The sequence below is a fragment of the Xanthocytophaga flava genome (assembly GCF_030068545.1).
In the GTDB taxonomy this organism is placed as follows: Bacteria; Bacteroidota; Bacteroidia; order Cytophagales; family 172606-1; genus Xanthocytophaga; species Xanthocytophaga flava.
Map to the genome: position 1 here is coordinate 175962 of NZ_JASJOR010000016.1, position 25277 is coordinate 201238.

A 25277-nucleotide genomic window follows, 5' to 3' on the forward strand; every position below is an offset into this window, starting at 1 on the left:
TTTTACTATAACCAATAAAGGAATCCGACTTTGTAAGGCTCATATAAGAAAAAAGCCTCCACAAACTAGTAATCTGTAGAGGCGGCCAAGATGTTTCAGTATTTTTTACAAGAACTGTACAACTGTCTCCATTGCCATACTGCGAGAACCTTTAATCAGAAAGTGAGTGTTCTCAAACTTATAATCCATCAACCAATTATTCAATGAGAATTTATCTATGAAGTAATAGGCATCTGGGGCACCAGCAATCGCATTTTGCATCAGCTTTCCACATAAAAGTATTTTATCAAATTTTCCTTTTCCTGCTACTTCTCCTATATGTAAATGTTCCTGAGCACTTTCTTCACCCAACTCAGCCATGTCTCCCAGTATGACAATCTTATTTTCAGCTTTTAATGCAGCGAAATACTCCAGAGATGCCTGCATAGATGTTGGATTGGCATTGTATGCATCCAATAGTATTGTATTGGAGCCTTTCTGGAGTACCTGTGAACGGTTGTTTTGTGAGATATACCCGCTGATTGCCTCATTAGCTAAAGGAAGTGGCACTCCAAAATGTTTTCCGATACATAACGCTGCTGCAATGTTCTCAAAGTTATGTTTTCCAGGAAGATGTGTTTTTACAATTTCACCATCCTCATCCTGATACACGACATCAGGAGCAAACTCCAGTAACTGGCAATGCAGAAAATCATCAGCAGATGGATACATTACAGCCTGAAGACTACGATTTGCCAGCATTTCCTGTAGAATAGTGTTCTGTGAGTTAGCGAAGATAGTTCCGGAATGGGTTTTGAAATAATCATATAACTCACCTTCTCCCTGCTTCACACCTTCCAATCCTCCAAATCCTTCCAGGTGTGCTTTTCCAATATTGGTTATCAGGCCATGCGTAGGTTCACAGATAGCGGTTAGTTCGTTGATGTCTCCAATCTGATTAGAGCCCATTTCCAGTACTACCATCTCCGTATCTTTGGGAATGGATAGCAGAGTTAATGGAAGCCCTATGTAATTATTCAGATTGCCCTGAGTTGCATACACAGTATATTTTTTGGCTAGTACCCGTTGAATAAGTTCTTTTGTAGTAGTTTTTCCATTTGAACCTGTCATAGCAATGATAGGCACAGACAATTGCTGCCGATGGTAACGGGCTAGGTCCTGCAATGCTTTTAAGGCGTTGTCAACCAGAATGTATTGATCATTTACTGCATACTGAGCTTCATCAACTACTGCAAATCGTGCACCTTTGGAGATTGCATCTGCAGCAAATACATTGCCGTTAAAATTACCGCCTTTCAATGCGAAAAAGAGAGAGTCTGGCGTTATCTTTCGGGTGTCGGTTGAAACGGCATTACATTGTAAATACTTTTGGTATAAAGTTTCTATATTCATTTCTGCAATAAAAATATCAGTGGGAAAACACTAATGAGTGATCAAAAATACAAGATCGTATTTTTTGGGACAAATTTCTTTTTAAAGGCTAGCACACAATAGACTATGGATCGTTTCTACATACTAGTATTTTATCTTTTCAATAAGATCTCAGGTGGTGTCAATTTGTATACCCTGCTTATACCTGTATTTCTCTTTTTAGGTTTCTATTCTACTGCCATTTCTCAGACCATACGCTTTCAACAGGATACTTCTATTCCAGTAGTAAATTCAGATTCAGATACATTACTAAATGCATGGTTAGGAGGATTAAACTCACCTCAATACAACCGATTAAAATTAAACAATGACCAGATAGAAGACCTTGTTGTTTTTGATAGAGCAACCTATAAGGTGTACACTTTTATTGCAGAACCACATGGCAATAGCTATAGATGGAAATATACCCCTTATTATGAAACACAATTTCCAAGCATCCGTTACTGGATGCTGCTTGTTGATTATGATCATGATGGGCAGCGGGATTTGTTTACCTATACAGACTTTGGTGTTCAGGTTTTCAGAAATACATCTTCCAACGGACAACTCAACTGGACTCTGGTAACAGACTTATTAATGACAGAGAGTTCATCTGGTGAAATAAATTTATCGGTGTTGGGTACCGATATACCTGTGATCCTGGATATTGATAATGATGGTGATGTAGATCTCATTGCAGGAGATGGGGTAGGTCATGTAGTGTATTATTATCAGAATCAAAGTATGGAACGAACAGGTTCTCCCAATAGCTTGGATTTCAAAACAATAAGTCGTTGTTGGGGCGCATTTCAAAGTACAGAGGTTTGTGGGCAGTTTACTTTTGGTATTAATTGTGGTGATGAAGACTTACGTTTTTCCGGTCAGAAGGTAGAACATGCGGGTACTGCTCTGCTGGCACTGGATTTAAACAATGATGGACTAAAAGAACTATTATTTTCAGCTGTCTCTTGTTATCCGCTATATCAGCTAAACAATACAGGGACATTGCAGAAAGCGCAGATGAGTAGCTTTACATCCGCTTTTCCAGCATCCCGACCTATCAGTTTTTTATTTCCAGCTGCATTCTATGAAGATCTCAACTTTGATGGAGTGAAAGATCTTATTGTCGCTCCCAATGTTGAATTTAATGATGGCAATCTGCAGAATTTCAATCACTCAAGCTGGCGATACACCAATACAGGCACTGATTCAAACCCTAACTTTGTATTCTCAGAAGATAACTTCTTGCAAAACACAATGATAGATCTGGGGGAGATGACCTTCCCCGCGCTCACTGATTATGATGCAGATGGAGATCTGGATCTATTTATTGGCAATGCAGGAACGCCTAATGGAAATGGTAAGCTTTTCAGTTCTATCTATTTGTATGAAAACATTGGGACTAAAGCCCAGGCAATCTTCCAGCTGAAAACTGCCGACTATCAGACTCTATCTTCGTTAAAATCATCCAATCTCAAGCCTTTCTTTCTGGACTGGAATCAGGATGGTGCTGTAGATTTGCTGCTTATGAATACAACCAATACACAAACCACCTTCAACATCTACTTCAATCAGGCAACTGCCGGACAGCCATACCAGCTTTCATCTGAGATATCACAGGTTATCTCATTTAGTTCGTTACAAAGTACTCACGTACCTTGTTTTTATGACTTTGATGGGGATGGAGACTGGGATATGTTACTCGGGAAAAGCCTCGGAGAACTGGAATATTATCAAAATACTGGCTCTAACTCGTCGCCAGTTTTTACAATTAAGAACTTTGCATTTGCACAACAGCCACTGGACGTTTTTGACCGTAGTGAAGCACCATTGGTAACAGACTGGGATGGGGATGGGAAACCCGATCTTTTATCTGCTTATCGCAATTTATCTGCTGCGCCATATGGGGGACGTATTGTAGCCTATTCTGGTATTAGTACAAATGATGATGCCACTTTTACGCCACAGCTAAACACCATTTTCAATCAGTTTCTAAATGAATATGATACCATTTCTCTGCCATCCTATATTACTCCAGCGGCAGGAGATCTGAATGACGATGGTTTACCTGAGTTAGTATTAGGAACTGGTGGTGGTGGAATACTGATATTAAAAAACACCAGCATCAAAGGAGATGGAAAATCAGATGATGGTATTCGTTTAGGTCCTAATCCTGTCAGTGACATTGTTTATATTACTACAGAGAAGGATAGTGAAGTAAGTGTATATAACCTACTTGGCAAACGGTTAATGGATAAAAAGAAAACCCAGGCTAATGTCGAGTTGCCTATCAATGTCAATTCATGGGCAACGGGCATGTATGTCCTTAAAATTACAAATAGCGATGGAACAAAGGTTCGTAAGATGATTGTTGCAAGATAATCTCTCAGAAAAGTCTGGTCCAGCTATTCTTATCTAGTACAGAAATAAGTATATTTCGAGGATTATTTAGCTACTTATCCTCTTGCAAAGAACTATACTTCTGCTGCTTTTAGCAAGCTCACTACTATTTACCTGCAAATCCAAAAATACCACAATATCCAGAGCATTTTACTACTGGCAAACTCATTTTGATATCAATGAGAAAGAACAGAATTATATGGATTCGCTTCATGTCAGGAAGTTGTATGTTCGTTTTTTTGATGTGAGTTATAATCCGGTTAAAGGAGCCGTTCCTTTAGCAGACTTATACAATGGAATAGAATATTATTCTTTGTGCAAGCAGTGTGATACTATCCCTGCAATTCCAGATTCTTTATCTCTGGAGATTGTACCTACTGTTTTTATTACAAATTTCACGTTTGAGAAAGTAAAGTTGCAGGATATACCCGAATTAGCCAGTAAGGTTCATAGAAAGCTTGATCAAATGATCACAGAAAATACTAACAATCGGTATCCTAAAACTTTCAGGGAAATCCAGTTTGATTGTGACTGGACACAATCAACCAAAGAAAAATTCTTTCTTTTTCTAAAGGAATTTAAGCAAAACACTTTGAAGTATCGCATTTCTGCAACCATCCGTTTGTATCAATATAAATACTTTGAAAAAGCAGGTGTTCCACCAGTAGACAGGGGAATGTTGATGGTATATAATTTAACTGACCTGCATAAACTAAAAGAGCAAAATTCTATTTTAGATCTAGAGGAAGCCAAACGATACCTTACTCATACAGACTATCCTTTATCATTGGATATAGCTCTTCCTATTTTTTCATGGGGTATTGTTTTTAGGAATAATAAGTATGTTGACATTGATCGCAATATAAGCCTCACAAAAGCAGAACAATGTTTATTTCTCAAAAAGAATACATCCAATCAGTTTACTGTCACTACAGATACTGTGTATAACAATATTTATCTCAGAGAAGGAGATATACTTAAGATTGAAGATATTTCTTCCTCTCAGCTAGAAGAGATTACAAAGTTTTTAAAGCCATTGTCAGCAAAGACCGATCTAACAGTTACATTCTTTCATTTGGATGAGGAATTGCTTCAGAAGTACAAAACCCAGGATCTGGAAAGAATCTATACCAATTTCTCAAATAGGTAAGAAGTAAAATAGGTAGATAATAATCCCATCAGTAAGATCATGGTATCGATAGTTAAGAATTTTCGGGGTAGTGCATTTAAAGTATTTTTACTCCTTTTACTAAGCTTCTTTGCTGAATCTATTGCATTTGCTTGTGGGTGGTACCCGGAAGCAGAAACGTATCGGTTTGTTTTGTTTAATCCACAACTAGCCAATCGCCGATACGAACCTTTTTATTTCACATCCTACTTCCTGTACGATTATGAAAACCTGGAAAATCGTGAAATTTCTAATCGAAGGAATATCGATGAGTGGATCAAATACACACAATTTAAAGGCAGCCATCATGCGGTCGACTATATTCTGAACTATGTGACTCCGGAAGACTTTACAGAAAACATGGCGTTACCTCAAGAAAAGATGTTTGCTGGCAATCCGTTTATTGAACATTTAATCAGAACTAAAAACCAAGAAACACTCCAATACCTACAATTTGCCAAAAACTGCGAAGTGGTAAACAGCATATATAACGAAGACCCCTGGAGCCGACAAAAAACAAATGATACAAAAGAATATCAGGAGTTGATCTCTTCAGGAGAAAAATTCTACTCTCAAACCAAACAACCATTTCTCCAGTTCAGATATGGATTTCAACTGGTACGATTAGCACGCTATATGGGTGATTATACGTTAGGTAAGCAACTATATAAAAAATATATCGAACCCTATCCATCTCAAAGCATTGTTTATTATTGGGCTATGTGGCATTACGCAGAGATGTACGAGGACAAAGCCTATCAAAATTATTTGGTATCTCAGGTGTTTGACAAGGCACATGATAAAAAGATAGTAGCATGGCAGTTTTTTAATCGTTTACATACACAAGAATCACTTAAATACGCAAAGACTAATCACGAGAAGGCAACCATTCTGGTAATGAATGAACTACATAATCCTGGTCGTTCATTATCGGCAATCAAGCGTATTTATACTATAGACCCTTCATCTGATGTACTGGAAACTTTACTGATTCGGGAAATAAACAAAGTAGAGGATTGGATCTTAACTCCTCGATACACAGAGTTTGACCCAGCTGTTAACTACAGAAATCAAAATCTGTACGACTATACACTAAAAGAGAGAAATGCATATACCTTAAAGAATTATAAAAAAGATATGATCTATCTTGCTGAGGTATTATCATTTATTGAGCAGACTCACACAAATAAAATTCATAATCCTGCATTATGGAATGTTATGGCAGGATACCTCGCCTATATGAATAATGAGTTTGACAAATCCTCAGAATATATCCACCAAACATTGACAGCAAAGGGACTTTCCAAGCGTATTGAAGCACAGGCTCATCTGATAAAGATTGTGGCTGAATTAAACCCTAAGCAGCCTACACAACAAACAGATGCAACATTATTGGCCGAATTAGAATGGCTAGAGAAAAATCAGATGGAGTTGTATCATTATAAAGGCAGCTTCAGCCGATTGATGATGGCATTAACAAATCGGTATTTGGACGCGGGTGATATTGTAAGAGCCAGCTTATGCCATTCGAAAATCTTCGATTTTGTTCGGTTTGAGAGTAATTTCTTCAGTGAGAAAGATTCTATTTCTTATGAATATGACACCAGGACGCCAGGTATGAATACAGAAGGAATGAACTTTTATAGTTCATATCTTTTCTTTTTAGATCAGAAAGCGACTCCTCCTGACATAGGAAAACTACTAAGTTTTCTTGATAAAAGTCCCAAATCAAAGCTGGAATCCTATCTGGCAAGAGATTTACTGAAAGAGAAAGATCGTATTAGAGACCTGCTTGGAATTAAATATTTACGAGAGAATAAACTTTACGAAGCTCGTGATGCTTTTAAAAAGGTTAGTAAAGAATTTTGGGTATCCGACAAAGAATCTTACAAAGCATATTTGAAGGCAAATCCGTTTTATACTAATTTTTATCAGGTTGATTCTTCTTCAACACATACTTCTTCATTTACAAAGTTCTCATTAACGGATAGCCTGATTCATATTATAGAACGTGCAGAAAATCCAAAAGAGTCCAATCGGGCAAAATGGTATTTCTTAGCCGCTAATTGTTATCTAAATATGAGTTACTGGGGTAACTCCTGGATTATGACCCGACATTGGTGGAGTAGAAATGAAGTATCTGACTATTCTTATGCGGAACATCCTTATAGTACCTATCCTGACAATGCAAATTACTATGGATGTGAACGTGCTATGAATTTTTACTTGAAAGCACAGGGATTTGCAAAAGATAAAAGCCAGAAGGCGCTTTGTTTACGAATGGCAGGCCGATGTAAATTCTATAGTCTATTATATACAAATCAATTTTATGAAACGATATATGATTATAAGAAAGGCAGAGAAGTAAAAAATCCCTATTACGCAACCAACCGTTATTATGAACAATTGCAAAGACAGTATCCTGATTTTTATGAGGAGTTGATGTTTCAATGTACTTCATTTGATACCTATTATACATCTTTGTTGTATCCAGAAACTCCATAACAATACAAATAAATACTAATGATGTATGGGTTATTTTTCTGAATATCAGATTTTATTAATTTTGCTCTATCATCTATTTAAATAAATTTATCTACACACTACATTTAACCTAACACACCACCCAATTTATGAAGCGTATTCAGACGTTTGCAACATTTCTATTTGTTGCATTGATTTCCATCAGTAGTTATGCCCAAAAAATTAAAGTTATAGAAGGCGATCTTTCTGCGTTAAAAGGGCAAAAATCTCTTACTATGGAATTTACTTATAATAACATGAAAGTAGGCAAATTTGATAAAGAAGAAGATTATGTAGATACTAAAAGAGCAGAGTACAATCAGAAAGAAGCAGGTAGGGGAGATAAATGGGCTAAATCATGGGTTGATGACAGAAAAAATAGATTTGAACCAAAATTTAATGAGTTATTTGAAAAACATAGTGAAATACAACTTTCACCAAAAGGTACCAAGTACACACTTATTTTTAATACCAGCTCTACAGAACCTGGATTTAATGTAGGGGTATGGAGAAAAAATGCAGAGATAAACGGTGAAGTATGGGTTGTAGAAACAAGCAACAAAAACAATATTATTGCTAAAATATCACTTCAGAAAGCACTGGGTAGAACATTTGGCGGATATGATTTTGATACCGGTCTACGAATTGCAGAAGCCTATGCAGATGCAGGAAAAGCATTTGGTAAATTTATCAAAGACCAATTGAAATAATTCATAATGCAAACAGGCTGCTTTTAAAGCAGCCTGTTTGCATTATGAACAGTAATTTATACTATTATCAGTGCTTACTATTAAGTAAATTGCAGGTATTGTTTATTATAGTTAGGTCTTATGATTTCATTTGAAGAATATCTTACTGGCAAGAAAATAGATTCTGAAGCCTTTCAACGTCAGGAACATAAACGTTGGGAAGACTATAAAAACATTTTTGAGCAAGTGCACCCGGAAAGTTTTACTACTCAAAAGAAATTTGTAATCAATGACTTGCGACGCCAATATCATTTGAAAGAATCAACAGTTCAAACAGATATCGCTACTGAGAAGAAATCGGGTGCCAAACCTGTAATGAAACCTGCTGTCTCTAAGCCAATAGAAAATAAAATACAGGAAACAGAAGGGGAAGAGCCTATTGCTACAAAGGAACCTGTTGCCGAAAAACCAGCAGATATGCCTGTGAAAAAACCGGGTAAGCCTGTAATGCGACCTGTTGTAAAGAAGGTGGAATCAGAAACAGTTGACAAAATTGAAACAGATGCAAATACCAATGTATCAGAAGAAAAACCTTTGTCATCAGAGACAATTTCTCAGAAACCAGCCAGACCAATTATAAAACCTGTACTAAAGAAACCGGCATCTGATGTATCGGAATCAGAGAGTTCTGTAGAAAATACTCAATCACCCGAGACAGAAAAAGTTGAAAGCACACCACCCAAGCTTGCAAAGCCTGTAATCAGGCCTGTTATCAAAAAATCTCCAGCACCTTCAGAAGAAACAAAGCAGGATCAGGAAATCAATATATCATCTGTCACTTCTGAAAATGCAGATAATTCATTACCTGCACAGGAAAGTACACCTAAAAAACCTGCCAGGCCGATTATTAAACCTGTTCTAAAAAAGAAAGACGAGAATTCGCAGTAAAAAAGTAATCCCCAAAACATAATGACTGTCTTGGGGATTACTTTTATATAGTTAGTAATGTAATAATTTTCTCTAACTGAATAACATTAAGAGTTCTCAAATACCTTTGGATCACTGTTATCTTGTGAATGATCATTGGCAAGATCTTCAGGTGTCACCTGAGTATTGGTATTTTTCTTGTTAATTCCATGCACGTTCTGCAAAAACTTATCAATATCTGGATTGGCATAGGTTCCAAATGCATCTACCAAAGCTCCCTTTACTCCATCATCCGTTTCAATCGCATACAGAATAGTCATATCTCCAGGATCTGAAGTACCCTCAAAACGAAAGAAGTTTACAATCTTTATTTGTTCAGGCTGATATGCTTTATCTGAACCAACAATTTTCAACACATCATCTTCTACCTTAAAGTTAGTAGTAAAGCCTTTTGCCTGTAAGTCATTGGTACAGGCCGTTAGTGGGCTTAAGGTATGTTCTAATTTAGGTGAGTTTTCTGAAAGCATAGTTTATGATATTTGTTTACGGAAACATGATAAATAACTATGCCACTAAAGATTATATCTTAATCCCTAGCTTTATTATCCAACTCTTTCTTTCATAATCTACTATACACAAAATATAAACCCCACTCTTCAGTGGGGTTTACAAAATTTAATCTGCATCAATATATCGCTTTGTTACAGGGGCGTATGAGTCAATCCGGCGGTCACGCATAAACGGCCAGTGAGTACGATAATAATCTGTTTTAGATAAGTTGATCTCATGTACATGGATTTCTTCTTTATCATGTGGAGCCTGATACAATACGCGGCCAAATGGATTAGCTACAAACGAACCACCCCAAAATTCCATTCCAGCTTCGCTTCCTGTTCTATTCACAGAAATCACATGTATGCCATTTGCTACAGCATGGCTACGTTGGATGGTCTGCCATGCACCATACTGCTCGTCATTAGTTGCCTGATCCTGAGTGCCTGCCCAGCCAATAGCTGTAGGATAAAATAACATTTCAGCACCCATCAGAGAGGTAATACGAGCTGCTTCCGGGTACCACTGATCCCAGCAAACCAATACGCCAATCTTTGCATACTTTGTATCGAATACCTTATAGCCAAGATCACCTGGAGTAAAGTAAAACTTCTCATAATAACCAGGATCATCTGGAATATGCATTTTGCGATATTTACCTAAATAGGTACCATCTGCATCTATTACTGCCGCTGTATTATGGTATAAACCTTCTGCACGTTTTTCAAACAATGAAGCAATGATTACAACATTCAATTCTTTTGCCAGTTCGCCAAGTTCCTGAGTTGAAGGGCCGGGTATAGCCTCTGCCAACAGAAAATTGTTATAATCTTCCACATCGCAAAAGTATAAAGACCGAAACAACTCTTGTAAACATATAATTTGAGCTCCCTGTGCGGCAGTCTCACGAATGCGTGCTGTCGTCTTCTGCATGTTCTCAAGAGGATCAGCGCTACAAGTTGTTTGGATCAAGCCAACTTTGACAATTTTCATTTTTTATAAGAAGTTATGATGTTTCCGATTATCAATATTTTACAACTATCAATAACCGAATTATTAAAAACAAAATTCAAAAATAATATCTTTTTTAAGAAAAAACCCGATACCTTCTGGATTGGGTATCGGGTTCGGCAATTAAATTTTTCTTTGAGGCACAGGTCTGTTATGTGTTTCTCTATCAACAGGAGGTCTATCTACCAGCCAGTCATCAAGTCCGTGACCGCTAGGAGGATCAAAGGTTGGAAAAACAGCATCCACAGGCGTACCGCCATCATCATCGTTATGGGGTGGAAAATAACTTCTTCGTAAGGCACGAAATAACACCCATGTAAACGCAACGAAACATATAATGAACAACAATAAAAACTTGAGCATCATAATCACCGTCCTCCGCGACATTGAATAAGAGAAAATGTCAGAACTCTGTTTCAGGGGATCTCAAAAAATGTAAGACTGTAGGATAGTATACAGACCAATTGGTTTTATTGAAAAAGCCTGATAATACAGATTTATTTTATGAATGAAATTTATGAAAAATCTTAATGGATTTCAATAACAAAAGTCATAAAAAGTTTTGACACTGCCTATTATTTTAACTTAATTATCAGTAAGTTGAACTGATTGCTCTTCATCCCACCTTGTTATAGTAGCCGATATCTGTAAACTTTTCTAACTTTCGTTTTTGTCGCCTGTTATATTATCTAAATTTCTGTTCCAGCAATAGTGTAAAGGCGATCTGATGCTCTATTTCTTATAATGTTGTTTTATACTCGCAGCGTTCTATATTTCTCTTACAGTCCTCAATAAAGTCATTGCTGAGAGACAAACGGATAGCTTGTTTGTAACAGGAAATAGCTGCATCATAATTACCCTGAAGTTCATTAATGATTCCCAGGCGATTATGTACAGATGGCTTATCTACCGAAGAAACATGTAGTGCCTTTTGCATTAATTCTAAAGCTTCGTCAAATCTTTCCAGATCGGTAAGTAAATACACATAATTCCAATAGGCATGAGGATAATTGGGGGCATATTTTAAACACATTTTATAATGCATCTCTGCTCTCTCATATTCATCTAATTGTGTTTTATAAAGCCACCCCAGTGAGTTATGCGCTCTACAGGATTGGGGATCTTCAGAAAGCATTTCTTCCAGTTTATGTATTGCCTCTACAAAGTCACCATTTTTGATTGCTTGTTCACCTTCCAGGTATAATTCTTCTAAACGAGATGTCATTGAGTTAATAAATTAATTTCTTCGTATTAGTTACTGATTAAAGTCGTGATGAGAATGCCTACTCAGATACTAAAAAATAGTTTTTTTATTTGGTTGCCAAAGTGGTAACTGGTGAAACGAAAAAAACAGACAATTCAGTTCCCTCCACCAATAGCATTTTTAAGTATCCTGGTTAATACAATATACTAAGTGTATAGTAATCTATTTATGTCATCTTATTATATAGGTATACATAGACATACATCACCACTAGATTATTCTCTGATTTACAGCTCATTATTTTTTGTATTCTCCATTAACCATACGCCATATATCAAGAGGATTTTTGTCTTGTAGCGCCTCCGGTAAAAGAAATTGAGGCAGATCCTGAAAACTTACCGGACGCACAAACCGATAGATAGCATTTGTTCCCACAGAAGTACTACGCGAATCTGTGGTAGCAGGGAAAGGTCCACCATGTGTCATGGCATGTGTTACCTCTACACCTGTTGGATATCCATTTATAATAAGCCTTCCCACTTTTTGTGTTAAAATATCTATTAGTTCAGCATATTCTCTCAGATCATTCTCTGTTCCATGAATAGTTGTGGTAAGGTGTCCCTGCAGACTTTCTGCCAGTTTCAATACTTCTTCCTTTGACTGGGCTTGAACATGCAGAGAGGATGGTCCGAATACTTCTTCCAGTAATGCAGGATTCTCAATCGCAGCCTGTGCTGTAGTTTCCAACAAGTAAGAGGATACTTCTGTATCAGATGTATGAGGTAAACTACCTGCCAGGACATTAACATCAGGATTCATACTTAGATGTTCGATCCCCTTCTGATAGGTATTTTTGATAACCGCAGTAAGCATAACGCCGCTTGGAGAACTTTCAACAGAGCTGGTGAGTAGTTCAATAAAAGCTTCACTTTCACTGGAACTCTCAGTCACAATTACTCCAGGGTTGGTACAAAACTGTCCTACTCCTAACGTAATAGATCCTGTCAAACCTGATACAAGGTTCTGTTTTTTCTGTGCCAGAGCCTCAGGCAATATAAATACAGGATTTGTGCTGCCCATTTCTGCATATACAGGAATAGGAATATTTCTCCGGACTGCTGCATCATATATAGCTTTTCCTCCTCTAAAAGATCCGGTAAAGCCAACTGCCTGAATTAGTGGATGTGTTACTAAGGCCATTCCCGGTTCATGTGTGAGTCCATGCACCATCGAAAATACACCATCAGGTAACTGACAAGCCTTGGCTGCTTTCAGAATGGCTGTAGCAACTAACTCACAAGTAGCAGGATGGGCAGGGTGAGCTTTAAAAACAACAGGGCAACCTGCCGCTAATGCAGATACCGTATCTCCACCTGCCACAGAAAATGCTAATGGAAAGTTACTGGCTCCAAATACGGCTACAGGTCCAAGGGGCACTTCCATCTGACGAATGTCTGGTTTGGGCAGAGGTGTACGATCTGGCTGAGCCAGATCGATTCGTGCGTTTACCCAGGAACCTTCTTTCAACAGATTTGCAAACAGCTGAAGTTGTCCAACAGTACGACCACGTTCACCTTGCAGACGAGCTATCGGTAAGGCTGTTTCCAATGAAGCTGTGTCAAGTAATACATCCCCTATTTCCACTATTTCTTCGGCAATCTTTTCCAGAAACTGTGCCTTTTGTTTATCACTCAGGCGTCTGTAAATCTTAAAGGCTTCATGCGCTTTGTGAACTGCCAGATCTACTTCATTTTTAGTCGCCTCATGAAATATAGGTGATAAGGCTTCATTATTTCTGGGATTAATGCCTGTAAAGGTCTGTTTTCCTTGCTGAGAGTATTCGTATCCGATAAGTTGCTGGCCTGTCAACGACATAGGTATAAGGATTTGGTAATGATTTGTAAAACAAGTGTTTTGTCTGCAAAATATAAAACCTCTCATTTAGTGAGAGGTTTTTATGCTAGTAAAATATAGTTGTATGTTCTATTTTTAGATTCAATAGTTCACTAACAATTACATTTTTCTGCTACATAAAAGAAATCCAGACAGGTCTCAATATTATCATCCAGGAAATAATCGGTATACTGGATCTCATTTACTAATCCTGTATTACTATCCATCAATTTTTTCCGGTTCATTCGATTTAGAATATCATATGGAATTTGCAGTAGTGCTCTAGGTAAACGGTATTGCAGATTCAGAATATCATATTTTGTGATTTTCTCTACTGCCTTTTTGTTTTGCTCCATATAAGCCTCTACCTTCTCATTTCCTTGCACTCCAAACGTCTGCAATTTTGTAAAGTACTTTTTCATGAGGGAAATTAACTCCTGTGCCTTATATTCCCGAACATGCCAGGGATTACGAGTTAGCGAACGTTTGATGTTAGGAGTTGTAATGATAAGCTTACCTTCTGGTTTTAACACCCGGTGTAATTCCTTTACAAACAGGTTATCATCCTCAATGTGTTCTATTACCTGAAAAGCTACTACTGTATCATAACTTTCGGTAGGTATCTTTTGTAATGGAGGAACATTCTGGCCAATAAATAACGCATTGGGATAGGTTTGACGCAATTGTTCTATCAACTGTTCATTTTTGTCTATACCGGTATATTTATCACAAGCCTCAGATAAAATAGCAATTCCTCTGCCCACACCACAACCTACCTCCAGCAACTGACCTTTAGTAATAGTTGTTGCTTCATAATATGCAAACAACAAACGTTGATGTATCGGGTTATCCGATATAATTTCGTGTGAGGTTATCTCTGTTGTACTAAAAGACATTCGTTTTTGTTTTTTATAATTTGCAGTGTATAACTAGCTGATAAAAGTCTTCTCTTCAAAAAACAACTGCCAGATATAAATCTAGAACTTCACGCCTGCCCTTTTTAATTGGCCTTTGATAAAGTTTTTAAGTGTTTCTTTTGTATTAGTTCCTACTTTCTTTAATGTACTATCTCCCGGCTTAGGCTTAAAGATTGTATCATGGTATTTATTCAGTATAGTAGGATCTGTGATAGGAGTATAGAAATAAGTATAGAATGATTTTCTTGTTTCTCCTGGAGGCAATGTAATTTTTGAATATCCATGATAAGAAATCTCACTGGTTTCAAAAATCAACACCCGATTCAGTATAGGCATTACAACCTTTTCCATCTTGGTCATATCTGCATTCCACATTTCCATTCCTCCACCATATTCTTCTTTCCAGTTCTTATTCAGGTATACCAGAAAATTCAAACGGCGATAGACATTCTTTACATGGTGTATGTTAAAGTCAACATGTATATCCAGAAAGCTTCCATCGCTACCCTGATGCAAACCAGTTCCTAAACTATCGTCTGTCACAAATACGCCTTTGATTCCTGTGACCTTCTCCATCCATTGAGCAAACTCAGGGGACATAATTTCGTTGCGCACCTGAGTAAAGATGGGATCAAAATCAGAAAAGTTAGATCCTTCAGACTTATTTTCATTCATTCCTTTCCAGTGCTTTGTCAACTTCTCTACTGAAGGAAAATTTTCATATAGCTTATCCGCTACTTCCTGACGAAAGAAATTATCAAGAACCAGATGTTTATATGGCTTACTAGTCTGAAATTCAGCAGCTAACTTTTCTACTTTAGCTGCATCTGTATAAATTGGATTAATCAGTTCCATAATTGAAAATAGGCCTGTCAATAAATGGTTAATTGAACTAACTATAGTAGAAATGTAAGAACGATGGTGTCACAAAAATAAACTAATGGGTAATTTCGTTTTTAACAAGGTATTATTTTTGCGAATGTTTATCAATGTGTTTGTGAAAACTCATTACTTTTAGAATATACTTTTACAAAAGTAATCATTTTTATACAACACTGAGATTTTCAGTTTGAAAAGATACTATTTTGATTGCAGCCTGTTCTGTCTATAAATTACATATACAATGAAACTCTATTATTTTTTTCTTGGCGCAGCATTATTCGTAGCTGGTTGTTCACGACCTCCTGCATCCAAGCCTGTCAGCAATCCTAATAAACCCATTGTAACAGAAGAAATTTCACTTATACCCAAAACCAAAACACTGGTTCAGGATACTGCTGTTAGGGTATTTGTTGAAGCCCAAATACTGGGTAACTATCAGACTATGACACCTCAACGCTTTGTCAGCGATTTTATTTTCAATTATGCTATTCTACCCGATTATAGTAGTCGGGATATATTACAGCGCAAAAATGTTCGTCTGACAGTTGATGATCTTACCAAGTTAGAAGACAACCGTTTTTTGTTTTCATTTACAGTTCCCAAGTTGCAAGTACCTACAGCACTTCTTCTCCTGGAAATCAATAATCTGACAGCATCCAAAAAGGTGCTACACGATGTTCCGCTAAAATTTACTTCCACCCGTTTGAGTGATACCTATGGCATATTCGATCAATATGGTGAATACCCTATGATTCGCAACTTTGCTACACAAACAGATACACTTCAGATTGCAGATCTGAACCATACCAAACGCTCAATGGTAGTAACGCATTATAGTCATGATTTTGAACCTGCACCTTCTCCTATGGGTAGTGCAGCTAAAAACGTTCCCAAAACTTTAGCACCTGATAGTTTATTTACTGTCTCTACCGATCAATCCTTTACTCTCTCAAAACCTGGCTTATACTTCTTTCAGGAAGATACCAGCCAAAATTCAGGAGTTAGTATCTGGATAGGTGACAAGCGTTATCCAAGATACACCCATCCCCAGGATTTGGTAGAACCACTTATTTATATCAGTACGAAGAACGAACTGAAAGAATTGCAAACAACAACTATACCTAAGAAGACACTTGATACTTATTGGTTGCGTTTGACCAGTAATAGTGAAACGCGTGCCAAGCGAAGTATTAGAGCTTATTATCGTCGTGTAGCAACAGCAAATAGATTATTCTCCAGTTACAAGGAAGGCTGGAAAACAGATATGGGTATGATATACATTGTGTTAGGGCAACCAGACCAGGTGACCCGTCTAAAAGACAAAGAAGTATGGACGTATACTCAGAATGCCAATTTTTCAGAAATAAACTTTACATTCATGCGCCGTCCAAATGCATTTACAGAAGAGGCATATGAACTAGTACGTTATGTAGAATATGAACCTATCTGGTATCCAGTTGTTGAAGAATGGAGAAAAGGTGTTGTAGAATAAGAGGATGTCAGATATAAAAGTAAAAAGGGTGGGTATCAGATACCCACCCTTTTTACTTTTATGTACTATCATTATTAAAGTCGGCTTAACACCTCAATACGATGAGAATCTAGCTTTAAGAAGATCCAGAGTAAAATTGTAAAAGACCACAAGGATGATCCACCATAGCTAAAGAAAGGAAGAGGAATCCCAATTACAGGAAGCAATCCAATTGCCATTCCAAGATTTACCGCAAAGTGAACGAATAGAATACAGGCAACTGAATATCCATATACCCGCGAAAAGCGATCCCGTTGACGTTCTGCCAGAGAAACAATACGGCAAAGAAGACCTATAATCAGGATAAATACGATTAATCCACCAATCCATCCGTGTTCTTCACCAATAGTAGCAAAAATAAAGTCTGTACTTTGTGCAGGTACAAAGTCAAACTTGGTCTGTGTACCATTCAGAAATCCTTTTCCCCAGAAGCCTCCCGAACCAATAGCAATCTTAGACTGAAGTACCTGCCAGCCAATTTTTTTCTGATCAACGGTCTCAGGTTTTAATAAAACCATGATTCTATCTCGCTGGTGAGCTTGCAATACATTAAACATAAAGAAACCAACCAACTCAATCATTGCACTTACAAAAGCTCCCCCTCCAATAGACATGAGTATGTTTCGGGGGCTCTTCCAACGCAGATTAAGAATTACCAGCCCTATAATAACCCAGACTGCAATGTGAAGATATAGGTGTTCTATTATCAATGATAAGATAACAATAACTGCAGCAATAATAGGAAGTATTAATACCCATGGAGTAAGGCCTTCTCTATACAGAACCAGGATAAAGGCCCCAAAGACCAGAGCAGATCCTGTATCATTCTGTTTTAATATTAATAAAGCCGGAATGCCGATAATAGCGCCACAAACAAGCTGAGTTCGGGTATCATCAAATTTTATTTCGTTATCACCCAGATATTTTGCCAGCGTAAGTGCTGTTACAAATTTGGCAAACTCTGAGGGTTGTATCCGAACACTTCCTATTTCAAACCAGGCTTTTGCACCATGCACATCTCTGGCAAGAAATATTACGCCAATCAATGCAACAGCAATTAGCCCATAAAAAATGTAAGCAAAAGCTTCAAAGAACTTGAAGTCCACAATCATAATTAATAGAATCAGAACCAGTGATGACCCTATCCAAAATAATTGTTTACCCGAATTAAAACTAAAGTCAAAAATACTTTGGTGAAGTTCCGGATCATATACAGCAGCAAAGATATTGAACCAGCCTGCAAATACACAGGCAGTGTACAAGCCCACAGTGAGCCAGTCTAACTTTCCTGTTGAGATTTCCTGTCCAGGCCTGGGCTGAGCATAAAGCATAATTTCTTTTGAATATAAAGTGTTGATGAAATGATCAGTTTTTCTCAGTAGGTGATTTGGCGCGATTGCTCACAATAATAGGTTTGGTTTGTTTGCTGGTATCTGGTTTAGGAAAACCAGGAAGTGAAGGTTTGGGCTTAGAGCCTGTACTATCCTTCTTAAGAGCTTTAGGATCAATTTTAGGCTTAGGCATATAATTACGCAACTTGAAATCTTTTTCCAGTAAAGTTCTGTCTACGTGGCCTTTTAAATACTTCTCTACAATCAAACTGGCGATAGGTGCTGCTGCAAATCCACCAAAACCTGCATTCTCAACATATACAGCCAATGCAATTTTAGGATTGTCTTTTGGTGCAAAGGCGACAAACACAGAGTGATCTTTCTCTCCTTTTTTATTTTGTGAGGTTCCGGTTTTTCCACACATAACAATATCCGGAATACGTGCCTTTGACCAAACCGTTCCTCGTTTTACGGCATCTTCCATACCATCAACTACAGTCTGAAAATGCTCCGGTTTGATACTTGTGTGGTGTTTTTCCTGATATTGAGGAAGAGGGGTTCCATTTTTACCTATACGTTTGATCAAATGTGGTGTATAATAATAACCACGATTAGCCATAATTGCTGCAAGGTTCGCCATCTGGATAGGAACTACATTTAGTTCTCCTTCTCCAATACTTACTGAATAAAAGTTTGAGAACTGCCAGCGAGATTTTCCATAGGAACGGTTGTAGATAGCTGTATCTGGAATAAACCCTCGTTTTACGTTAGGCATATCTACATCCAGCCTTGTTCCAAATCCAAACGTTTTTACATGTTTGTTCCACTCCATTAGGCCAATCGGGGCATCTCTCCAGTTATTACCACTACTTTGTGCATAGATAATACGTCGGTAAACATTGTAAAAATAGGGGTTACAGGACCACTCGATCGCATTGTGCAAGTCATTATGTCCACTTGGATGGCTGTGACATTTCATGGGTACTTTGATACAGGCAAACTGAGATTGCGGATCAATTACCCCTTCTTCCAAAGCAACCAGTGATTGTACCAGCTTAAAGATAGATCCAGGGCGATATACTGCCTGTATAGGCCTGTTATACATTGGCAAGTAAGGATTCTTTTGTAACTCACTAAAGTTCTTTCCAAACAAACGTCCTACCAGTAAGTTCGGATCATAACTAGGAGCTGATACCATAGTAAGTATTTCGCCGGTAGAAGGTTCAATCGCAACAATACTACCAATCTTATTAGTCATTAAACTATCTGCATATCTCTGGAGATCTAAATCAATAGATGAAATCAGGTTTTCACCAGCAACAGCAGAGGTATCAAAAGTTCCTTCTTTAAAAGCACCTTTCTCAACACCATTTACATTGACCATGACATAACGTACACCTCGCTGTCCACGTAATTGTTCTTCATAATACGACTCTACACCTGAAATACCTATGTAGTCACCTTGTCTGTAGTAATTCTGATTTTCGAGGCGTTTCTCACTAATCTCACCTATATATCCAAGAGCATTAGCGAGTGTGGGTTGAGGATACTTCCGGACAGCACGCGAAGTATAAAAGAATCCCGGATAATTGATTAAACGATCCTGAATATGAGCAAACTCATTCACAGATAGCTGTTTCAAAAAAACAGTAGGTCGTCCTCTAGCATATTTAGATCGTGTTGCAATAGTCATTACCGAATCAAAATACTGCCGTGTAACTCCCATTGTGTTACAAAAACTTAGCGTGTCATCGATTTTGGCTTTTTTAGGAATGACAGAGATATCATATACCGATTCATTGATTACAATCAGTTTGCCGTTTCTATCCAGAATCTGACCTCTATGTGGATAGACAATTACTCTCCGAATGGCATTGTCATCGGCTTGTGATTTGTAATTATCATCAACAACCTGTAAATAAAAAAGTCGTACTAAATAAACAATACCAACAAGTATAAAAATACCTTGTATTACAAATCTTCTGGAATCTTTCATGAATGTAATTTACTACATCGCTCAGTTTGAGGAACTATTATAAAAACGAATCCAAGCCTACAGAAGTGCCAGACTCTGAATTTATATTTTTAAGGACGCCAAATTTAGGATTCTTGTAAGGGCTTAACTGCAAAATTAGAAAATTACAACGTAGTAGTAACACAATTTGTTGCACAAATGATAAATTTCTGCTCAAATTGTTTGAAAAGTTTTATTTATCAGCCATTTGTTTAGTATGAATCTCCTTTTGTCTCTCAGAATAGGTGCTCCTATCCCCCAGTGTTATCAGAATAGTATTCTAGATCTCATAAGAAAGGATGCGAAAGATTTAATCATATATGATTGTGATAATCATTCTGACAGTGTTATAATTAGCTATGCCACAGATTTACTTGAGAAATCTGCCAAAGCTGCCATCATCATCGAGATGGAACAGGAGGGAGATTTCCCTTTGGGGCAGTTGCGTTTATTATTTACTAAGCTTATACAACATACAACAAAGATACTAGTATTTACTGTGGGTACTCATCCTGCTGCAAACCACATTCTTCAGGCATTACCTGCTACTATTCAATTTCATAATCTGGACAATCCAAAACAGGTTAAACAAATTCTGTCTTTCCTGGAAAGAATCAATGAACAGTAAATTTCCTAAGGCTTTATCAGATCTTTATTGAGTGATATGTCTGCTTTCCTGATTAGCTATAAGATCAGACTGTTTAACATCTTTTGACTTGTATACTGAAGCTTCATATTTTGGAGGTGCATATAAAAATCCAAAAGCTTCAGCCCCTTCTTTTGTCGTACATTTATGGTGAATCTTATGTGCCCGGATCATTCGACGAAGGTATTTATTCTCAGGACGTAATCCGTGTTTGATGCGTTGATGAACCAATACATCATGAAACAATACATAAAAAATACCATACGCTGTAATACCCATTCCTACCCACAGTAAAAATCTCAACTCAGCAAACTCAATACCTGCCATTATGCTAGCAGCTGCTGGTACACTAAACACCAATCCAAACAAGTCATTTTTTTCGAATGTTCCTGCGTAAGGGGCATGGTGTGATTTATGCCAGTTCCACAAGAGTCCATGCATAATATACTTATGAGTAGCCCATGCTACACCTTCCATCAGAAAAAAAGTGGAGATGGCAATCAAAATATTTATCCAAAGGGGAAACATATATAACAGATTTTGTAGGGTTTGTAATTGTTAAGATTAATGCGAGGATTTCCAGATGTTTCTCTGCTCTAAGTAGGGATACAAAATTAAAAACATTGATCCCATAAATACAAGACCTTGTAGTGTATTTTATTGAATAACAATTAATTATAGCTTACAAATTGCGTTTCTGACTTCTTCCATTAACCACATAGGAGTAGAGGTAGCACCACAAATGCCCACCGTTTCATTCGTGGCAAACCAGTCAGGGGTAATGTCTGTCACCTTAGATACAAAGAAAGTATTGGGATTGGTTTCTTTGCAAACATTGAAGAGTACTTTTCCATTTGAAGATTTAGAACCAGAAACAAAAATAATCTTGTCAAAGCGCTTAGCAAAGAGACGTAATTCTTTATCACGATTCGACACTTGACGGCATATAGTGTCATTGGATTCCACTTCAATGCCTTCTTCTTTTAGTTTCTTTGTTATATCATAAAACTTATCTGTGCTTTTAGTAGTCTGGCTGTATAAGGTAATACGTCTGGGCATATCCTTTGGATTTAATTCAGATAAATCCTGAAACACAACTGCCTCATTGTTGGTTTGCCCAAGTAGCCCTACCACTTCTGCATGTCCATGTTTTCCATAAATAAATATGCTATCATCTCTATCATACGAATTTTTGATACGATTTTGCAACTTTAACACTACTGGACAAGACGCGTCAATTAATTCAATGTTATTTTTTAGTGCAAGCTCATAGGTAGAAGGAGGTTCTCCATGTGCCCTGATCAAGACTTTTTCATTTTGCAAATCAGCTAGCTGATCATGATTAATGATTCTCAGACCTTTATTCTCCAGACGATTCACTTCCTCATCGTTGTGCACAATATCTCCCAGACAATACAGATACCCCTGTTCATCAAGAATGTCTTCTGCCATTTCAATTGCATAAACAACACCAAAACAAAAGCCCGAATTTGTATCTATGGTCACCTGAAGGTTCAGCATAAAGAAAAGTTTCAGTTCAAACAAATACCTGTAAATTTGTCATTTAAACAGATAAACTAATTTTAGCGGAATGTGTTTGAAACAAAGTGAGGTTTTTTTACAATCTGTTGTTAAATAAAGATGAGTACATGTTGTATATTATATGTGCTCTGGAGTTACTTATTCTGAGTATAAATTAACAGGCACTGCCTTTAAACTTTTAATGAATATACTAACAGTCAAAGATTTAAACAAAACTTATTCTGGACAATTTGATCCAGCTATTAAAAATATAACACTAGCGGTAAAGAAAGGAGAAATATTTGGGTTGGTGGGAGAGAGTGGAAGTGGTAAAACTACTCTATTACGAATCATTGCTGGACTGGAAGATGCAGATAGTGGTAGTGTTCGTTTATTAAAAGAAACTATAACAGGTCCTTCTCAAAATCTTGTACCTGGACATACACATATACGGTTGGTACATCAAAACTTCAATTTACAACCCAATATATCCATTCGTCACAATATTTTGTATTCTCTCAAAGGCTATGATCTGCAATACCAACTAGATAGGCTGGATAAAATGATAGATCTATGTGATTTATCCGCATTACAACACAAATTACCTCGTCAATTATCCGGAGGAGAAATGCAACGGGTGGCCTTAGCTCGTGCATTGGCAGATGAGCCTATGTTGTTGCTACTGGATGAACCATTCAGTAATGTTGATATTCTTCGCCGACAGGAGTTGAAACAAGAGGTGAGTGATATTATTCGGAAAAGTGGTACTACTGCTATATTTGTCACCCACGATACAACAGAGGCATTAACGCTTTCTGATACAATCGGTGTGATGCGGGATGGCTCTCTTATTCAGATTGGAACACCGCATCATATTTATAATCAGCCTGTAACACCTTATGTTGCCAGCTTCTTTGGTAATGCCAATATTATACCTATAAGTAAGCTGCAACCCTATCTAAGAATAAAACAACAATCTTCTCTATTTAACAAGCAGGATGTGGTATGTATAAGAGCAGAGTCCATACAAATCTGTCAGGAGATAGAAGCCGACCTGACAGGAAAACTTAAGAAAGTTTATTACCTGGGGATGTATGAGTTATGGGATGTACAAATAGCCAGAAATATATCACTCTACCTTCTTCATTTCCAGAAGACACCTCCACCGGAAAAATTATTTCTGAAGATTGTATGGGAACAGGTACATGTTTTCAACTAATTGTTTATAAGTCTATTATAATCGGATCGTTCACAGGCTTATAGTTCAGGTTCATGATACTGGCATTGATAAAATGCATGTTGTCTACTTCTATCTGACCATAGGCCTCATGGATGTGTCCAAACAAATGAAGTTTTGGCTTTATCTTCCATACAGCTTCCAATAAGTCATCACAACCAACAGTATCTCCCCGGTCTGTCTTATCTAAAATACCCCGAGGAGGTCCATGTGTTACAAGTATATCTGTATTAATGGGTATCCTGTCCCAATATTTCCGTATATCAGCACCACGCTGACGGTTAAATGCCCAATCAAAGAACCAGGGGGTAATAGGTGATCCCCATATGGTAAGACCTTCTATCTTAACTTCTGTGTTACGTAAATAGACTGCATGGGTAAGTAGTGCCTCTGCCCGTTTAGCGTTTCGCTCAAATAAAAAATCATGGTTTCCTGCAACAATCACTTTATGACGATGTGGCAATGTAGAAAGCCAGTCATTAAAGTCAATAATTTCAGGTTCCTTTCCCCTTTTGGAAATATCTCCTGCATGAATAAGTAAGTCCCCATCCGGAATGGCTATTTCACTATGAGCACCATGTGTATCAGAAATGCAAACAATACGCATAGACACCAGATAAGTTTATTAAAACGTTTTATACTTTTTTATAGTAACTATTCCTACCTACTTCTTTTGCCATGGCCATCTGAATTCTTTTTTATCTTTCCCTTTATTTTTCTTCTTCCATTTGAACGTATTATCAATAGGGAAGAAATATCTCAACGATACATAGAACTGATTGTATTCTTTAAATTCTTCATCTCCATTGAAGAAAGCATTATATCCTGTAGTCAAATGAAATCCTAACAGCCTGAAACCAACAACAGGTGCAACCCCCAATTTCCCTTGTTTAAAGTTAGTAGCATAGACCAGGTTTGCTCCATATGTCAAAGCTATTCTTCCCGCTTTGTACCATACACCCACTTTATATTCAGCTGTATTATCCCAGAAATTATATCCGAAAGAACCTCCCACTGAGAACATACGTGGTTTAAACAGACTGATAGTTCTCCAGTGATGCTCAAACCCCATTTCTAAAAAGTTATACGCACCACGCTGAAACCCTAATTGAGCTCCGTAATTCCGTTGACGCAGTTTACCCAGCAACGAATTACCATCTTTTGGACTGAAAGTAGAATATGAATAGTTGTAATCTGACAGTAGCTGACTAGTATCTATTGATGAACCAGAAGATGTGTCAGTATAAGCAAGAGAATAATGTACCGGATGGTCAGATAAAGAAGTGTATTGAGCCTGAACATAAAGAACAGGCAGAAAGAGAAACGCCAATAATAACCGCATGCAGGATGAGTGAGTTTTATAAATTTAGACCCGATTGATGGTTGTAACAGGTTAGGGATAGTTCAATACAAATTGGTAG

The 25277-nt window shown here is 37.3% G+C and carries 22 protein-coding genes; 8 read left to right on the forward strand and 14 right to left on the reverse strand.

The genetic code is table 11. The features are described from left to right. Window positions 1-105 precede the first annotated feature (105 nt). The gene (locus QNI15_RS22555) at window positions 106-1392 is read right to left on the reverse strand and encodes a UDP-N-acetylmuramoyl-tripeptide--D-alanyl-D-alanine ligase (RefSeq protein WP_313991237.1); all 1287 of its coding nucleotides are present in this window, start codon (window positions 1390-1392) and stop codon (window positions 106-108) included. Window positions 1393-1497: 105 nt separating this feature from the next. Here QNI15_RS22555 and QNI15_RS22560 point away from each other — a divergent pair, with 105 nt between their 5' ends. From QNI15_RS22560 to QNI15_RS22580, 5 genes are all read left to right on the forward strand, one after another. Next, window positions 1498-3792, forward strand: a complete 2295-nt coding sequence (locus tag QNI15_RS22560) for a T9SS type A sorting domain-containing protein (RefSeq protein WP_314033662.1) — start codon at window positions 1498-1500, stop codon at window positions 3790-3792. 217 nt (window positions 3793-4009) lie between these two features. After that, window positions 4010-4960 (forward strand): hypothetical protein, encoded by a 951-nt coding sequence (locus QNI15_RS22565; protein ID WP_314033663.1) that lies wholly within the window; start codon window positions 4010-4012, stop codon window positions 4958-4960. A 39-nt stretch (window positions 4961-4999) separates the two neighbouring features. Then, on the forward strand, window positions 5000-7483 hold the full coding sequence (locus QNI15_RS22570; RefSeq protein ID WP_314033666.1) for a hypothetical protein: 2484 nt from the start codon (window positions 5000-5002) through the stop codon (window positions 7481-7483). 128 nt (window positions 7484-7611) lie between these two features. Continuing rightward, window positions 7612-8211, forward strand: coding sequence for a hypothetical protein (locus tag QNI15_RS22575; protein WP_314033668.1), 600 nt, complete (start codon window positions 7612-7614; stop codon window positions 8209-8211). A gap of 120 nt (window positions 8212-8331) precedes the next feature. Beyond that, a complete protein-coding gene (locus QNI15_RS22580; protein WP_314033670.1) occupies window positions 8332-9138 on the forward strand; it encodes a hypothetical protein in 807 nt (268 codons plus the stop codon). An 86-nt stretch (window positions 9139-9224) separates the two neighbouring features. Here QNI15_RS22580 and QNI15_RS22585 read toward each other — a convergent pair whose 3' ends face one another. From QNI15_RS22585 to QNI15_RS22615, 7 genes are all read right to left on the reverse strand, one after another. Then, window positions 9225-9644, reverse strand: a complete 420-nt coding sequence (locus QNI15_RS22585) for a hypothetical protein (protein WP_313979404.1) — start codon at window positions 9642-9644, stop codon at window positions 9225-9227. A gap of 148 nt (window positions 9645-9792) precedes the next feature. Further along, window positions 9793-10662 carry a carbon-nitrogen hydrolase gene (locus tag QNI15_RS22590; RefSeq protein ID WP_313979403.1) on the reverse strand — a complete coding sequence of 290 codons (870 nt, stop codon included), beginning with the start codon at window positions 10660-10662 and terminating at the stop codon, window positions 9793-9795. 141 nt (window positions 10663-10803) lie between these two features. Beyond that, window positions 10804-11046, reverse strand: coding sequence for a hypothetical protein (locus QNI15_RS22595; protein ID WP_314033672.1), 243 nt, complete (start codon window positions 11044-11046; stop codon window positions 10804-10806). A 373-nt stretch (window positions 11047-11419) separates the two neighbouring features. Then, entirely contained in the window at window positions 11420-11905 is a 486-nt protein-coding gene (locus QNI15_RS22600) for a tetratricopeptide repeat protein (RefSeq protein WP_313991215.1), read from the reverse strand. A 276-nt stretch (window positions 11906-12181) separates the two neighbouring features. Beyond that, the gene (locus tag QNI15_RS22605; RefSeq protein ID WP_314033674.1) at window positions 12182-13759 is read right to left on the reverse strand and encodes an aldehyde dehydrogenase (NADP(+)); all 1578 of its coding nucleotides are present in this window, start codon (window positions 13757-13759) and stop codon (window positions 12182-12184) included. Window positions 13760-13890: 131 nt separating this feature from the next. Continuing rightward, window positions 13891-14673: a class I SAM-dependent methyltransferase gene (locus tag QNI15_RS22610; protein WP_313991209.1), complete on the reverse strand. Its 783-nt coding sequence runs from the start codon at window positions 14671-14673 to the stop codon at window positions 13891-13893. An 81-nt stretch (window positions 14674-14754) separates the two neighbouring features. Then, window positions 14755-15549, reverse strand: coding sequence for a 2OG-Fe(II) oxygenase (locus tag QNI15_RS22615; protein ID WP_314033676.1), 795 nt, complete (start codon window positions 15547-15549; stop codon window positions 14755-14757). A 268-nt stretch (window positions 15550-15817) separates the two neighbouring features. On the opposite strand from QNI15_RS22615, the gene QNI15_RS22620 reads away from it, so the two are divergent. Then, window positions 15818-17068 carry a GWxTD domain-containing protein gene (locus QNI15_RS22620; RefSeq protein WP_313979390.1) on the forward strand — a complete coding sequence of 417 codons (1251 nt, stop codon included), beginning with the start codon at window positions 15818-15820 and terminating at the stop codon, window positions 17066-17068. Between the two features lie 74 nt (window positions 17069-17142). Here QNI15_RS22620 and rodA read toward each other — a convergent pair whose 3' ends face one another. Continuing rightward, window positions 17143-18438: a rod shape-determining protein RodA gene (rodA, locus tag QNI15_RS22625; protein ID WP_314033678.1), complete on the reverse strand. Its 1296-nt coding sequence runs from the start codon at window positions 18436-18438 to the stop codon at window positions 17143-17145. Between the two features lie 34 nt (window positions 18439-18472). Next, entirely contained in the window at window positions 18473-20434 is a 1962-nt protein-coding gene (gene mrdA, locus QNI15_RS22630) for a penicillin-binding protein 2 (protein ID WP_314033680.1), read from the reverse strand. Window positions 20435-20669: 235 nt separating this feature from the next. Between mrdA and QNI15_RS22635 the strand changes: the two genes are divergently transcribed. Further along, window positions 20670-21080: a hypothetical protein gene (locus QNI15_RS22635; protein ID WP_314033682.1), complete on the forward strand. Its 411-nt coding sequence runs from the start codon at window positions 20670-20672 to the stop codon at window positions 21078-21080. Between the two features lie 24 nt (window positions 21081-21104). Here the strand turns inward: QNI15_RS22635 and QNI15_RS22640 are convergent, their stop codons facing one another. Both QNI15_RS22640 and QNI15_RS22645 read right to left on the reverse strand, forming a co-directional pair. Next, window positions 21105-21626, reverse strand: a complete 522-nt coding sequence (locus tag QNI15_RS22640) for a sterol desaturase family protein (RefSeq protein WP_314033684.1) — start codon at window positions 21624-21626, stop codon at window positions 21105-21107. Between the two features lie 147 nt (window positions 21627-21773). Then, entirely contained in the window at window positions 21774-22619 is an 846-nt protein-coding gene (locus QNI15_RS22645) for a 4-hydroxy-3-methylbut-2-enyl diphosphate reductase (RefSeq protein ID WP_313979375.1), read from the reverse strand. Window positions 22620-22821: 202 nt separating this feature from the next. Here QNI15_RS22645 and QNI15_RS22650 point away from each other — a divergent pair, with 202 nt between their 5' ends. After that, on the forward strand, window positions 22822-23838 hold the full coding sequence (locus QNI15_RS22650) for an ABC transporter ATP-binding protein (protein ID WP_314033686.1): 1017 nt from the start codon (window positions 22822-22824) through the stop codon (window positions 23836-23838). Window positions 23839-23842: 4 nt separating this feature from the next. Here the strand turns inward: QNI15_RS22650 and QNI15_RS22655 are convergent, their stop codons facing one another. Together QNI15_RS22655 and QNI15_RS22660 are read right to left on the reverse strand one after the other, a co-directional pair. Beyond that, complete coding sequence (locus QNI15_RS22655) at window positions 23843-24463, reverse strand: metallophosphatase domain-containing protein (protein ID WP_314033688.1); 621 nt, start codon at window positions 24461-24463, stop codon at window positions 23843-23845. A gap of 57 nt (window positions 24464-24520) precedes the next feature. Next, a complete protein-coding gene (locus QNI15_RS22660) occupies window positions 24521-25198 on the reverse strand; it encodes a hypothetical protein (RefSeq protein WP_314033690.1) in 678 nt (225 codons plus the stop codon). Window positions 25199-25277: the final 79 nt, after the last annotated feature.